Below are 14,446 nucleotides of genomic sequence, written 5' to 3'. Positions count from 1 at the left end.
GCGCCGCCGCCAGGGCGGCGCGGCACCCCCGGCCAGGGCGGCTCTGCCGCCCGGCCGCGTTTCCGGCCGCCATGCCGGCCCGGCGCCCCCCGCGCGGCGCCCATCTCCGACAAGAACAGAACCAGGGAGGCTTTCCATGCCGGATGGCTATGACGCCACCTACGCGCAATGGCGGCAGGACCCGGAGGGCTACTGGCTCCGCGCCGCCAGCGGCATCGACTGGTCAACCCCGCCCGGACGCGCCTTCGATCCCGCGCAGGGCGTCTATGGCCGCTGGTTCCCGGAGGCGCGGCTGAACATCTGCCACAACGCCATCGACCGCCACGTGGCCGCCGGGCGTGGCGACCAGCCGGCGCTGATCTGGGACAGCCCGCTCTCCGGCACGCAATCCCGCCTCACCTATGCCGCGCTGCTCGACCGCACGGCGCGGCTGGCCGGCGCCATGGCCGCGCGCGGCGTCGGGGTGGGGGACCGGGTGGTGATCTACATGCCCATGGTGCCGGAGGCCGCCATCGCCATGCTGGCCTGCGCCCGCCTCGGCGCGGTGCATTCGGTGGTGTTCGGCGGCTTTGCGGCGGCGGAGCTGGCGGCGCGCATCACGGATGCGGAGCCGAAGCTGGTGCTCTCCGCCTCCTGCGGCATCGAGCCGGGGCGGGTGGTGAAGTACAAGCCGCTGCTGGACGCGGCGCTGGCCCTCTCGCCGCACCACCCCGCCGGCTGCCTGGTGCTGCAACGCGAGACCTGGCGCTGCGCGCTGCAGCCCGGCCGCGACGAGGACATGGCGGAGGCCATGGACGCCGCCGCGCCGCACCCCTGCGTCGACGTCGCGGCCACCGACCCGCTCTACATCCTCTACACCAGCGGCACGACGGGAAAGCCCAAGGGCATTCTCCGAGACTGCGGCGGCTATGCGGTGGCGCTGCACCACTCCATGGGCCTGCTCTACGGTTTGCGGGCGGGCGACGTCTCCTGGACAGCGAGCGACGTGGGCTGGGTGGTGGGGCATTCCTACATCGTCTACGGGCCGCTGCTGGCCGGCTGCACCAGCGTGATCTACGAGGGCAAGCCGGTGGGCACGCCGGATGCCGGCGCCTTCTGGCGCGTCTGCGCCGAGCACGGGGTGAAGGTGCTGTTCACCGCCCCCACCGCGCTGCGCGCCATCAAGAAGGAGGACCCGGAGGGCAAGCTGCTGGCCGGCTACGACCTCTCGAGGCTGGAGGCGCTGTTCCTGGCCGGCGAGCGCTGCGACCCGGACACGGCGCTCTGGGCCGAGCGGCTGCTGCAACGCCCGGTGGTGGACCATTGGTGGCAGACCGAGACGGGCTGGTGCATCACCGGCAATTTCCGCGGCGCCGGGCTGTTCCCGATGCGCGCCGGCTCCGGCGGCAAGCCCGCCCCCGGCCATGTGGTGGAGGCGCTGGACGAGGCGGGCCGCCCCGTGGCGCCGGGGCAGACCGGCAGCCTCGCCATCCGCCTGCCGCTGCCCCCGGGCTGCGCCCCCACCCTCTACCGGGCCGATGCGCGCTTCCGCGAGGCGTATCTCGAAACCTTCCCCGGCCACTACAACACCGGCGATGCCGGCATGGTGGATGCGGAAGGCTATGTCTGGGTGATGTCCCGCACGGACGACATCATCAACGTCGCCGGCCACCGCCTCTCCACCGGCGCGATGGAGGAGGTGCTGGCCGCCCACCCCGACGTGGCGGAATGCGCCGTGGTGGGGGTGAAGGACAGCCTGAAGGGCCAGGCGCCGCTCGGCCTCGTGGTGCTGAAGGCGGGGGTGGACAAGCCCGAGGCCGTGCTGGCGAAGGAACTGGTGGCGCTGGTGCGCGAGCGCATCGGGCCGGTCGCCGCCTTCAAGGAGGCGCGGGTGGTGGCCCGCCTGCCCAAGACACGCAGCGGCAAGATCTTGCGTGCCACGCTGCGCAAGCTGGCCGATGGCGAGGACTTCATGGTGCCGCCGACGATCGACGACCCGGTGATCCTGGAGGAGATCGGCGCGGTACTCCAGGAGACCCGCCCCCTCGCCTGAACTGGCAGAAAGAAGATGGGGGTCCGGGGGAATTCCTTCCCCCGGCCTTTAACCTTTCAGCTCCGCCATGGCGCGGGTGAAGGCGCGCCAGTCATCCTTGCGGGTGGCGGCGCGGGCGCTGCCATCCTCCAGCTTGGCGTAGAGGGTGAGCACGCCCTTGGCCCAGAGCCCGTCGAACAGCCGTTCGTCGGAGAAGGCGAGGAGGGTGGTGCGCTCGAACACGGCGGCCTTGATGCGCGGCTGCACCTTCCACAGCCACCAGCCCATGCCCGCCGCCAGCACCGCCGCGCCGACATGGATGTTCACCGCCATGGTCACCAGCACGAAGGCGACCAGGATGCCGATGGGCCAGGTCAGCGTCTCCGAGGCGCGGTAGACCGGCGAGCCGGAGACGTTCATCTTGCGGACATGGACGCCGAGCTGGACCTTGTCCTGGCGGACCAGCTCTTGCAGCGTCTCGAACTCACTCATGGCGTGGCGGCTCTCTCCCCGGCCGCCGCCTCCAGGGGGAAGGCGGCGCGCATCAGGGCGCGGGTATACTCGGCCCTGGGCGCCTGCAACACCGCCGCCGCCTCGCCCTCCTCCACCACCTGCCCGCCCTTCAGCACCATGATGCGGTGGGCCATGGCGCGCACCACGCGCAGGTCGTGGCTGATGAACAGGTAGGCCAGCCGGTGCCTGGCCTGCAGCCCGCGCAGCAGCTCCACCACCTGCGCCTGCACCGAGACGTCGAGTGCGCTGGTCGGCTCGTCCAGCACCAGCAGGCGGGGTTGCAGCACCAGGGCGCGGGCGATGGCGATGCGCTGCCGCTGGCCGCCCGAGAATTCGTGCGGGTAGCGCTCGGCCGTGGCGGGGTCGAGCCCCACCTCCTCCAGCGCCTGGTTCACACGGGCGCGGCGCCCGGCGGCCTTCAGCCCCGGCTCGTGCACCGCCAGCCCCTCGCCGACGATCTCGGCCACGCTCATGCGCGGCGAGAGGGCGCCGAACGGGTCCTGGAACACCACCTGCATCCGCGCCCGCAGCGGCCGCAGCACGGCGCGGGAAAGGCCCTGGATGGGGCTGCCCTCGAAGGTGACGCGCCCCTCGCTGCGCTCCAGCTGCAGCAGGGCGAGGCCGAGGGTGGTCTTGCCACTGCCGCTCTCCCCCACCAGCCCCAGCGTCTCGCCCTCGCGCAGCGCCAGCGAAACGCCATCGACGGCGCGCACCGCCCCCACCGGCCGGCGCAGCAGGCCGCGGCGGATGGGGAAGTGCACCTTCATCGCCTCGGCGCGCAGGACCTCCGGCGCATCCGCCGGCACAGGGGCGGGGCGGCCGCGCGGCTCGGTGGCCAGCAGCATCTTGGTGTAGTCGTGCTTCGGGTCGTTCAGCACCTGCGCAGCCGGGCCCTGCTCCACCACCCGGCCCTGGCGCATCACCACCACCGCGTCGGCGTGCTGGCGCACGATGGTCAGGTCGTGGGTGATCAGCAGCATCGACATGGCAAGGCGCTGCTTCAGCTCGGCCAGCAGCGCCAGGATCTGCGCCTGGATGGTGACGTCGAGCGCGGTGGTCGGCTCGTCGGCGATCAGCAGCCGGGGGTCGTTGGCGAGGGCGGCGGCGATCATCACGCGCTGGCGCTGCCCGCCCGAGAGCTGGTGCGGGTAGGCATCCAGCCGCTCCTGCGCATTCGGCAGGCCGGCGCGCTCCAGCAGTTCGATGACCCGCGCGCGCAGCGCGGCGCCGCGCAGGGGCTGATGCAGCCGCACCGCCTCGGCCACCTGGCGGCCGACGCTGTGCAGCGGGTTCAGGCTGGTCATCGGCTCCTGGAAGACCATGCCGGCGACGCCGCCGCGCAGCCGCTGCAATTCGGCGAGCTTCGCCTCCAGCACGCGGGTGCCATCCAGCGTGACGCGCCCGGCGATGGAGGCGGAGGGCGGCAGCAGCCGCAGGCAGGCCAGGGCGCTGACGCTCTTGCCGCTGCCGCTCTCGCCCACCAGCGCCACGGTCTGGCCCTGCGGCACCTCGAATGAGACGTTGCGCACCACCTCCCGGCCCCGGAAGGAAATGCCGAGCCCCTCGACCTTGAGCAGCGGCGGCGGGGTGGGGGGGGTCATGCCTCGCCTCCGGGGAGCTTGCGGGGGTCGAAGGCGTCGCGTACCGCCTCGCCGACGAAGATCAGCAATGTCAGCACGCCGCCCAGCACGAAGAAGGCGGTGAGGCCGAGCCAGGGAGCCTGGAGGTTGTTCTTGCCCTGGCTCACCAGCTCGCCCAGCGAGGGCGAGCCGGGCGGCAGGCCGAAGCCCAGGAAGTCGAGGCTGGCCAGGATGGTGACGCTGCCCGAGAGCAGGAAGGGCAGGAAGGTGAGGGTGGCGACCATGGCGTTGGGCAGGATGTGGCGCGTCATCACCCGCGTGTCCGACACGCCGAGCGCCTTGGCGGCGCGCACGTAATCCAGGTTGCGGCCGCGCAGGAACTCGGCCCGCACCACGCCGGTCAGCGCCATCCAGGAGAACAGCAGCAGGAAGACGAGCAGCGTCCAGAAGCCCGGCTCGATGACGCTGGCCAGGATGATCAGCAGGAAGAGCTGCGGCATGCCGGACCAGATCTCGATGAAGCGCTGGAAGCCGAGATCGACCCAGCCGCCATAATAGCCCTGCACCGCCCCCGCCGCGATGCCGATGACCGAGGAGGCAAGGGTGAGGGCGAAGCCGAACAGCACCGAGATGCGGAAGCCGTAGATGACGCGTGCCAGCACGTCCCGCGCCTGGTCGTCCGTGCCGAGGGGGTTCGCCCAGGAGGGGGGCGAGGGGGCGGGCTGGCCGAGGTCGCGGATGATGGTGTCGTGCCGGTAGGGCAGCAGGGGCCAGAGCATCCAGCCGCCCTGGGCCTCCACCTCCTCGCGCAGCGCGGGGTCGCGCCAGATGGCGGCGGTGGGGAAGCCGCCCTCGATGATGTCGCTCTCCGCGTATTCCACCGCCACGGGGAAGAACCATTTCTCGCCCACCTTGGCGAGCAGCGGCCGGTCATTGGCCACCAGCTCGGCGCCGAGGGTGACGAAGAACAGCAGCGCGAAGATCCAGAGCGACCACCAGCCGCGCCGGTTGGCGCGGAAATTGGCCAGCCGGCGCCGGGTGATGGGGGAGAGGCTCATCGGCGCGCCTCGAAGTCGATGCGCGGGTCGATCAGCGTGTAGGTGACATCGCCCACGATCTGCATGACCAGCCCCAGCAGGGTGAAGATGTAGAGGGTGCCGAACATCACCGGATAGTCCCGCCGGATGGCGGCCTCGAAGCCGAGCAGGCCGAGCCCGTCGAGCGAGAAGACGATCTCGACCAGCAGCGCGCCGGTGAACAGGATGCCGATGAAGGCGGCGGGGAAGCCGGCGATGATCAGCAGCATGGCGTTGCGGAACACATGGCCGTAGAGCACGCGCCCCTCGCCCGCCCCCTTGGCCCGGGCGGTGACGACGTACTGCTTGTTGATCTCCTCCAGGAAAGAGTTCTTGGTCAGCATGGTCAGCCCGGCGAAGCCGCCGATGACGAGCGCCAGGGTCGGCAGCGCCATGTGCCAGGCATAGTCCAGCGCGCGCTGCCAGAAGGGCCATTCCGCGCTGCCGGAGGAGGCGAGGCCGCGCAGCGGGAACCACTGCACGAAGGAGCCGCCGGCGAACAGCACCACCAGCAGGATGGCGAAGAGGAAGCCCGGCACCGCGTAGCCCACCAGCACCACGCCGGAGGTCCAGGCATCGAAGCGCGTGCCGTCCCGCACCGCCTTGCGGATGCCCAAGGGTATGGAGACGATGTAGATGATCAGCGTGGACCAGAGGCCGAGGCTGATGGAGACGGGCAGCTTCTCCCACAGCAGGTCCACCACCTTGCGGCCGCGGAACAGGCTCTCGCCGAAGTCGAAGGTCAGGTAGCCCTTGATCATGGTGAGGAAGCGCTCGTGCGCCGGCTTGTCGAAGCCGAAGAGGCGCTCGATCTCGGCCACCACGGCGGGGTCCATGCCGCGCGCGCCGCGATAGGTGCCGGCGGGGCCTTCGCCCGCCTGGCCTTGCGGCGGCCCGCGCAACTCGCCCTGGGATTCGCCGAGGCGGCCGATGGTGCTGACATTGCTGCCGCGCAGCTCGGCCAGCATCTGCTCCACCGGCCCGCCGGGGGCGAACTGCACCACGATGAAGTTGATCAGGATGATGCCGAACAGAGTCGGCACCAGCAGCGCCAGCCGCCGCAGCAGATACGCGCCCATTTTTTTGTCAGGCTGCCGCGGTCTGGCGGGGAGGGGGGGCGCCGCATGGATGGGGCGCCCTGGCGGATGCGTGGTGCTGCGCGCGCATGATGTTCCCCGTGACCCCGTTTGAGCCGTGACCGGCAGCTAGCAGAAAAAAGATGGGGGTGCGGGGGAATTCCTTCCCCCGCCTCTGACCTCAGTTCGCCACGTTCCGGTCCGCCGGCAGCGCGCGGTCCTTGGCCGCCTCCACCCACCAGGCCTGAAGGTCGAGGGCGTAGCGCGGGTTGCGCTCCGGCCGCCCGAACTTGTCCCACCAGGCCACGCGGAAGCTGCGGCTGTGCCAGTGCGGAATGACGTAGTGCCCCCAGAGCAGCACGCGGTCGAGCGCGCGGGTGCGGTCGATCAGCGCCTGCCGGTCGGGCGCCGCGACGATCAGCTCCACCAGCGCGTCGACGATCGGGTCGGCGATGCCGATGGTGTTGCGGCTGCCATTCTCCTTCGCCTTCTCCGAGCCCCAGAAATCGCGCTGCTCGTTGCCGGGGGAGAGGCTCTGCGGGAACAGCTCCACCGTCATGTCGTAGTCGAAGGCGTCCATCCGCACCTGGTACTGGGCGGGATCGACGGTGCGGACCCGCGCCTCGATGCCGAGGCGCTGCAGCGCCTGGATGTAGGGCAGGGCCACGCGCTCGAAGGTGGCGCTGTTGAGCAGGATCTCGAAGCTGAAGGGCTCGCCCTTCTCGTTGACGAGGCGGCGCTCCTTCACCGTCCAGCCGGCCTCGCGCAGCAGGGCGAGGGCGCGGCGGGCATTCTCGCGGTTGTTGTTGCTGCCATCCGAGGCGGGGACGCGGAACTCGGTGGTGAACACCGCCTCCGGCAGCCGGCCACGGAAGGCGGAGAGCACCATCAGCTCCCCCTCGGAGGGCAGGCCGGTGGCCGCCAGCTCGGAATTGGAGAAGTAGGAGGTGGTGCGCGTGTAGCTGCCGTAGAACAGGTTGGCGTTCATCCACTCGAAGTCGAACACCAGCCCCAGCGCCTCGCGCACCCGTCGGTCCTGGAAGAGCGGCCGGCGCAGGTTCATGGCGAAGCCCTGCATGCCGGTGGGCAACTCGTGGCGGATCTCCTCGCGCTTCACCAGGCCGCGCCGGGCGGCGGGGAAGTCGTAGCCCGTGGCCCATTCCTTCGCCACGTTCTCCACCCGCAGGTCGATCTGCCCGGCCTTGAAGGCCTCCAGCGCCACGGTGGCGTCGCGGAAGTAGTCGTAGCGCATGACATCGAAGTTCTGCGTGCCGCGGCGGGTGGGCAGGTCGCGCCCCCAGTAGTCGGCCACGCGGCGGTAGGTGACGCTGCGCCCCGGCTCGAAGCCCTCGATCCGGTAGGGGCCGGAGCCGAGCGGCACGGTCAGGCCGGGTTGGGCGAAGTCCTTGCCCTCCCACCAGTGGCGCGGCAGCACCGGCATCTGGCCGAGGATCTGCCCCAGCTCGCGGTTGTCGGCGTTGCCGAAGCGGAAGACGATGCGGCGCGCATCCTCCGCCGCCACCTCCGTCACGTCGCCCCAGTAGGCGCGGTAGAAGGGGCGGCCGCTCTGCCGCAGCGTGTTGAAGGTCCAGACCACGTCCTGCGCGGTGACGGGCTGGCCGTCATGCCAGCGCGCCGCCTCGTTCAGCACGAAGGTGATGCCGCGGCCGTCGCGCGGCAGCTCCACCCATTGCGCGAGATGGGCGTATTCGGTGCTGGCCTCGTCCGGGCTCGGCATCATCAGCGTGTCGTAGATCAGGCTGGTGCCGGCGGCCGGGGCGCCGCGCAGGATGTAGGGGTTGAAGGAGTCGAAGCTGCCAATGGCGGTCAGCGCCATGCGGCCGCCCTTCGGCGCCTCGGGGTTCACCCAGGGCCAGTGGGTGAACTCCGCCGGCAGGGCCGGCTCCCCCAGCAGGGAGAGGGCATGGGTGCGGCGTGGCGGCTGCGGTGCCTCGGCTGTTCCTGGCGGCGCCGGCACCGCGGCGGCCCCCGCGCCCTGCTGGGCCCAGGCGCGGGAGAGGACAGGGCCCGTGGCGAGGGCGAGGCCGGAAGCGATCAGATGGCGGCGGCGCATGGGCATAGGATGAGCGTTCGGCCGCGCCAGGACAACTGCCGTGTCGCCGGGCTTGCGATTTGCAACATGACGGTTTCCCGCGCCCCGGACGGGAGGCGCCGGCTTCCCCGGTGCCTCACCCCAGCAGCCGCACCGCCTCGTCCAGCAATGCGCGGTCGCCCAGCGCCAGGGCCTGGCCGGGGCCATCCAGCCGCAGGGGCTGGCCGGACCAGTCGGTCATGCTGCCGCCGGCGGCCTCGATGACGGGCTGCAGCGCCACCCAGTCCCACGGCTTGAGGTCCGATTCGACGATGACGTCGATCAGCCCCAGCGCCAGCAGGCCATAGGCGTAGCAGTCGCCGCCCCAGGTGACGCGGCGGGCGGCGGCGCGCAGCCGGGCGAAGCGCGGCGCCTCGCTCTCGGTGAACATGTCCGGGCTGGTGCAGGAGAGCTCCGCCTCGGCCAGGCGGGCGCAGCTCCGGGTGCGCGGGTTGCCGCCCATCGGGCCGCGGAACATCAGCGGCTGGCCGGCGGCGCCGATCCAGCGCTCGCCGGTGGCGGGCTGGTCGATCAGCCCCAGCACGGGGCGGCCGCGGTGCATCAGCCCGATCAGGCTGCCGAAGACGGGCCGGCCGGTGACGAAGGCGCGGGTGCCGTCGATCGGGTCGATCACCCAGACCCATTCGGCATCCGCCCGCTCGGCGCCATATTCCTCGCCGATCAGGCCATGGTCGGGGAAGCGTTCGGCCAGCAGGGCGCGGATCTGGCGCTCGGCGGCCTTGTCGGCCTCGGTGACGGGGCTGGCGTCGCCCTTCGCCTCGACCAGCAGGGCTGAACGGAAAAGGGGGCGGATGACCGCCCCCGCCGCCTCGGCGGCCGCTTCGGCCGCCGCGATCATGTCCCGCATCAGGGGAGGGGCTGCGGGTTCGGCGACAGCGTGCGGAGATAGGCGATGACGTCGGCGCGCTGCTTCACGTCGCGGATGCCGGCGAAGGCCATGCGCGTGCCGCGGATGGCGCGCGCCGGGCCGGCCAGGAACTCGTTCAGCGCCGCGTAGTCCCACGGCTTCTCGGCGAGGCCCTTCAGCGCCGGGGAATAGTTGAAGTTGTCCAGGTGGGCGTGGTGGTTGCCGACCACGCCGTAGAGGTTCGGACCCACCTTGTTGGCGCCGCCCTGGTCGAAGCTGTGGCAGGCGGCGCAGAGCCGGCCGGCCAGCTGCTGCCCGGCCTCGGGGTTGGCGGCGGCCAGCAGCGGCGTCACGTCCTCGACCTGCGGGGCGGCGGGAGCGGACTCGGCGCCCGGCTCCGGGGCGCCCTCGATGGCGATGGCCACCTTGTCGAGGCGCTTCGGGTGCACGACCACATCACCCACCACGCCGGCCACCATGAAGGCGATCCCGGCGGTAAGGACGGCCGCGAACGCCTTGTTGACCTCCAAGCTCATGCTGCCGATCCATCCATCGAGAAATGCGAAGCGACTCGCTCCGATAAGCCCCGGCTGGTTTGCGCAGGAACCAGGGCTCGACTAGAAGCGCCCGGACCATAGTGGCAGAGAGCGGGCGCTTCAACCCGTAGCCCCACGCCGATGCGACGGCAAACACCGCCGCCGGCCTCCGCCGGCGCGGCCGCCACACCGAGGACGGATCGAGAAGAACGAGATGAGTGGTGTGATCGCCTTCCAGGGCATGCCCGGCGCCTATTCGGACCTCGCCTGCCGCAGCGCCTATCCCGGCTGGACGACCCTACCCTGCCCGAGCTTCGAGGCGGCCATGGCGGCGGTGCGCGAGGGGCGTGCGGCGCTGGCCATGCTGCCCTGCGAGAACTCGCTGGCCGGGCGGGTGCCGGACATCCACCGCATGCTGCCCGATTCCGGCCTGTTCGTGGTGGGCGAGCACTACCAGCGCGTGGAGCACTGCCTGCTGGCGCACAAGGGCGCCACGCTGGAAGGGCTGAAGCGCGCCCACAGCCACCCGGTGGCGCTCGGGCAGGTGCTGAACCTGCTGCGCGACCGCGGGCTGGAGCCGGTGATCGAGGCCGACACCGCCGGCGCCGCCAAGCTGCTGGCCGAGAAGCCGAGCCTGGAGGACGCCGCCATCGCCTCCTCGCTGGCCGGCGAGATCTACGGGCTGGAGATCCTGCTGCGCAACGTCGAGGACGCGGCACACAACACCACCCGCTTCTACGTCATGTCCCGCCAGCCGGCGCCGCCGGCGGTGGATGCGGTGAACACCGTCACCACCTTCGTCTTCCGGGTGCGCAACATTCCGGCGGCGCTCTACAAGGCGCTGGGCGGCTTCGCCACCAACGGCGTGAACATGACCAAGCTGGAGAGCTACATGCTCGACGGCCACTTCACCGCCACCCAGTTCCTCTGCGACGTCGATGGCCACCCGGAGCACCCCGGGCTGAAGCGCGCGCTGGAGGAGCTGGCCTTCTTCTCGCGCGAGCTGCGCGTGCTGGGCTCCTACCCGGCGCATCCCTACCGGCTCGGCCAGATGGCGCAGGCGGATTGAGGGAAAGGCCGGGGGGCGCCTCCCCCCGGCCTTTCCGCCGCCGGCCGCTCAGGCGGGCTCCTTCTCCCGCTCGGCCATCATCGCCTGGAAGGCGGGGCGGGACTGGCAGGCGGCGATCCAGGACTGCACGGCGGGGAATTCCGCGAACAGTTCCTTCGCCGGCTGGGCATAGCGCACCACCTCGGCCACGTTCAGGTCCGCCACGGTGAAGCGGCCGCCGACCAGGTGGCCGCCGCCCGCCTGCAGGCCCCGCTCCAGCGCGGCGAAGGGGCGGCGCAGCGCCGCCACGGCGGCCTGGGCGCGGGCGGCGTCGTGCTTCGGCGCGGCGGCGGGCAGGTGCATCATCACCTGCAGCGCGTTGTCCTCCACATTGGTCGCGGCCCAGAGCGACCACATGGTCATCAGCGCCTCCTCCCGCGCGTCGCGCGGCGCCAGCGGGCCGCCATGCTTGCGCGCCAGATAGAGGGTGATGGCCAGCGACTCGTGCAGGACGAAGCCGCCATCGTCGATCGACGGCACCTGCCCGTTCGGGTTGATGGCCAGAAAGGCGGGGGAGGCGGTGTTCAGCGGCGCGTCCGGCGCCGCCGGGTCCGGCAGGCGGTAGGACTGGATGACCGGCACCTGCTCGTATTCCAGCCCCAGCTCGCGCGCCAGCCAGAGCGGGCGCGTCGCCCGCGAGCGGGACACGCCATAGATCTTCAACGCCATGCTCGTTCTCTCCCGAAAAGGCCGCGCAGCCTGCGCCAGCCGCGCCCGGGCCGCAATCTCCCCCCTTGTTCCGGGGCGGAGGGCTGGGCCACACAGGCTGCCCCAGGTGGCCAGACCGGCCGCCCGCGCAGGAGGAGAGCAGAGTGGCCGACATCGTCATCGACATCGGGGGAGAGATCTTCCAGGCCCGCTTCGAGGAAGCCGCGGCGCCCAGGACCGTGGCCCGCTTCCGCCAGCTCCTGCCCTACCAGGACCGCATCATCCATGTCCGCTGGTCCGGCGAGGCGTGCTGGATCCCGATGGGCGAGCGCGACCTCTCGATCGGCTACGAGAACGCCACCTCCTACCCCGCCCCCGGCCAGGTCATCGTCCACCCCGGCCAGATCAGCGGCGTGTCCGAGACCGAGATCCTGGTGGCCTACGGCCCCTGCTGCTTCGCCAGCAAGGCCGGCCAGCTCGCCGGCAACCACTTCCTGACCATCCAGGACGGGCTGGACCGGCTGGCCGATGTCTGCCGCTCCGTGCTGTGGGACGGCAACAAGCCGATCACCTTCCGCGCCCCCTGAGGCCGGCTTTCTGCAGACCGCGGGAGGCCGGAGGACGGCCCCCGCCCCGGCCTCGTTTAACCTTCGCGTAATCTGATACTCATCCGCCTGTCATTGCTGGCTTCTATGGCCGGGCATGAGATGTGCCGGGCGGCGCTGGCTCCGCCCGGAAGAGCGTGCCGCCATCGCCGCCCCGGCCTTCCATGCCAAGAGTCCGCATCGAGAGGAAGCCGGGAACCATGGTCAGTTTCGCCACGCTGGACGGCCAGCCGCCGGTCGTCATCGCCCATCGCGGCGCCAGCGGGTACCGCCCCGAGCACACGCTGGAAGCCTACAGGCTGGCGATCGAGATGGGCGTCAGCGTCATCGAGCCCGATCTCGTCTCCACCAAGGACGGCGTGCTGGTGGCCCGCCACGAGCACACCCTGTCCGACACCACCAACGTCGCCGATCTGCCGGAATTCGCCGACCGCCTCGTCACCAAGACGATCGGCGGCCGCGCGGTGACCAACTGGTTCACCGAGGACTTCACCCTGGCCGAGCTGAAGACGCTGCGCGCCAAGGAGCGGCTCGGCGAGGTGCGGCCCGAGAGCGCCAGCTATGACGGCCGGTTCGAGATCCCGACGCTGGCGGAGATCATCGCCCTGGTCCGCCAGGTGGAGGCGGAGACCGGCCGCAAGATCGCCATCGCGCCGGAGACCAAGAGCCCGTCCTTCTTCGAGTCGATCGGCCTCGACACCAGCGCCATGCTGGTCGAGCAGCTCGTGGCGCTCGGCTTCACCGACCGCGAGCGGGTGTTCGTCCAGTCCTTCGAGACCGCCAACCTGATCCGCCTGAACGACGAGATCATGCCCGGCGCCGGGGTGGACTTCCAGATCGTCCAGCTCGGCAATTCCTACACGGTCGAGGCGCTGACCGAGATCGCCCGCTATGCCGACATCGTCGGGCCCAGCAAGGACGCCATCCTGCTGCGCCGCGCCATCACGCCCGTGGATGGCGATGGCGACGGCGTGGCGCTGATCGCCCGCCAGCTCACCGGCGAGGTGCGGCCGCTGGTGGAGAACGCGCATTCGCTGGGGCTGAAGGTCATTCCCTACACCGTGCGCGCCGAGGAGCCCTTCCTGGTGCTGGGCGTGGACGGCACCCCGCTCTCGGCCCAGGACGAGATGCGGCTGCTGATTGAGCTCGGCGTGGACGGCTTCTTCACCGACCAGCCCGATCTCGGCCTGGAGGCGGTGGCCGACCACCTGGCCAGCGACGGCACCGAGGGCAACGACATCCTGCAGGGCACGGACGGCATCGACTTCCTCGATGGCGGCGCGGGGGACGACATCCTCTTCGGCGGTGCCGGCGACGATGCGCTGACGGGCGGAGATGGCAACGACACGCTGATCGGCGGCCCCGGCGGCAACCGGCTGGAAGGCGGCGAGGGCACCGACACCGCCATCCTCTCCGGCCGCCTGGCCGACCACGCCGTGGCGCGCGAGGGCGAGGCTCTGGTGCTGACCGGCCCGGCCGGCGCCACCACGCTGCTCTCCGTCGAGCGCCTGCTCTTCGCCGACGGCCTGCTGCGCCTCGACGATGGCGACGCGCTGTTCGACAGCCTCGCCTACGCCATGGCCAACCCCGATGTCTGGGCGGCCGGGGTGGACCTGAAGGCGCATTACGAGAACACCGGCTGGCGCGAGGGGCGCGACCCGAACGCGCTGTTCGACACCGGGGCCTATCTGGCCGCCAACCCGGACGTGGCGGCGGCGGGGGCGAGCCCGCTGCAACACTACCGCGAGTTCGGCTGGAAGGAGGGCCGCGACCCCTCCGCCGGCTTCGACGGCGAGGCCTACCTGGCGCGCAACGCCGATGTGGCGGAAGCCGGGCTGAACCCGCTGGAGCACTACCTGGCGCATGGCCAGGCCGAGGGCCGCGCCGCCACCGCCGCCATCGGCACGGTGGCGGCGGATGGGTTCGACGCCGCCTTCTACATGCTGGCCAACGCCGATGTGGCGCGCTCCGGCCTCTCCGCCCGCGCGCATTACGAGCAGCATGGCCGGGCCGAGGGCCGCGACCCGAACGGCTTCTTCGATGCCGGCGCCTATCTCGAGGCCCATGCCGACGTCGCCGGGGCCGGCATGGACCCGATGATGCACTACCTGCTGCATGGCTTCGCCGAGGGGCGCGAGAGCTTCGGCGGCTTCGACGCCGCGGCCTATCTGGCGGCGAACCCGGATGTGGCCGAGGCGGGCGTGAACCCGCTGCTGCACTTCCTGCAGTTCGGCGCCGCCGAGGGCCGCCTGCCGGAGCCCGGCCTGCTCGACTGAGGGCGCGGAGGAGTGGCCGGGGGCATGGCTTTCCCCCGGCCAAGGCGCTGTTTTCCA

At 71.4% G+C, this 14,446-nt stretch carries 12 protein-coding genes; 4 read left to right on the top strand and 8 right to left on the bottom strand.

Going from position 1 to position 14,446, the window contains the following annotated elements:
* Positions 1-136: 136 nt before the first annotated feature.
* Entirely contained in the window at positions 137-2,032 is a 1,896-nt protein-coding gene (locus CR165_RS03825; protein WP_109515640.1) for an AMP-binding protein, read from the top strand.
* 48 nt (positions 2,033-2,080) lie between these two features.
* On the opposite strand, the gene CR165_RS03820 is transcribed toward CR165_RS03825, so the two are convergent.
* The 7 genes from CR165_RS03820 to CR165_RS03790 form a co-directional block, all read right to left on the bottom strand.
* Positions 2,081-2,503 carry a hypothetical protein gene (locus CR165_RS03820; RefSeq protein WP_109515639.1) on the bottom strand — a complete coding sequence of 141 codons (423 nt, stop codon included), beginning with the start codon at positions 2,501-2,503 and terminating at the stop codon, positions 2,081-2,083.
* Entirely contained in the window at positions 2,500-4,125 is a 1,626-nt protein-coding gene (locus CR165_RS03815; RefSeq protein ID WP_109515638.1) for an ABC transporter ATP-binding protein, read from the bottom strand. Before CR165_RS03815 ends, CR165_RS03820 begins: the two co-directional genes overlap by 4 nt.
* Positions 4,122-5,162 (bottom strand): ABC transporter permease, encoded by a 1,041-nt coding sequence (locus CR165_RS03810; protein WP_109515637.1) that lies wholly within the window; start codon positions 5,160-5,162, stop codon positions 4,122-4,124. Before CR165_RS03810 ends, CR165_RS03815 begins: the two co-directional genes overlap by 4 nt.
* On the bottom strand, positions 5,159-6,259 hold the full coding sequence (locus CR165_RS03805) for a microcin C ABC transporter permease YejB (protein ID WP_109515636.1): 1,101 nt from the start codon (positions 6,257-6,259) through the stop codon (positions 5,159-5,161). The genes CR165_RS03810 and CR165_RS03805 overlap by 4 nt, the downstream gene beginning before the upstream one ends.
* Positions 6,260-6,437: 178 nt before the next feature.
* On the bottom strand, positions 6,438-8,330 hold the full coding sequence (locus CR165_RS03800) for an extracellular solute-binding protein (RefSeq protein WP_109515937.1): 1,893 nt from the start codon (positions 8,328-8,330) through the stop codon (positions 6,438-6,440).
* 115 nt (positions 8,331-8,445) lie between these two features.
* Positions 8,446-9,216 (bottom strand): histidinol-phosphatase, encoded by a 771-nt coding sequence (gene hisN / locus CR165_RS03795; protein ID WP_181377990.1) that lies wholly within the window; start codon positions 9,214-9,216, stop codon positions 8,446-8,448.
* Positions 9,216-9,752, bottom strand: a complete 537-nt coding sequence (locus tag CR165_RS03790; protein ID WP_109515635.1) for a c-type cytochrome — start codon at positions 9,750-9,752, stop codon at positions 9,216-9,218. Before CR165_RS03790 ends, hisN begins: the two co-directional genes overlap by 1 nt.
* 214 nt (positions 9,753-9,966) lie before the next feature.
* Here CR165_RS03790 and CR165_RS03785 point away from each other — a divergent pair, with 214 nt between their 5' ends.
* Entirely contained in the window at positions 9,967-10,821 is an 855-nt protein-coding gene (locus tag CR165_RS03785; protein WP_109515634.1) for a prephenate dehydratase, read from the top strand.
* Between the two features lie 48 nt (positions 10,822-10,869).
* Here CR165_RS03785 and CR165_RS03780 read toward each other — a convergent pair whose 3' ends face one another.
* Entirely contained in the window at positions 10,870-11,529 is a 660-nt protein-coding gene (locus CR165_RS03780; protein WP_109515633.1) for a glutathione S-transferase family protein, read from the bottom strand.
* A 143-nt stretch (positions 11,530-11,672) separates the two neighbouring features.
* Between CR165_RS03780 and CR165_RS03775 the strand changes: the two genes are divergently transcribed.
* Complete coding sequence (locus tag CR165_RS03775) at positions 11,673-12,095, top strand: DUF3830 family protein (RefSeq protein ID WP_109515632.1); 423 nt, start codon at positions 11,673-11,675, stop codon at positions 12,093-12,095.
* Positions 12,096-12,313: 218 nt separating this feature from the next.
* Positions 12,314-14,389: a glycerophosphodiester phosphodiesterase family protein gene (locus CR165_RS25940; RefSeq protein WP_281262092.1), complete on the top strand. Its 2,076-nt coding sequence runs from the start codon at positions 12,314-12,316 to the stop codon at positions 14,387-14,389.
* The last annotated feature ends 57 nt before the right edge of the window (positions 14,390-14,446 follow it).

The organism is Teichococcus aestuarii, from assembly GCF_003116135.1.
Classification (GTDB): Bacteria; Pseudomonadota; Alphaproteobacteria; order Acetobacterales; family Acetobacteraceae; genus Pseudoroseomonas; species Pseudoroseomonas aestuarii.
The sequence above is the reverse complement of the archived record's forward strand: the minus strand, read 5'-3'. Positions and strand labels throughout refer to the sequence as shown.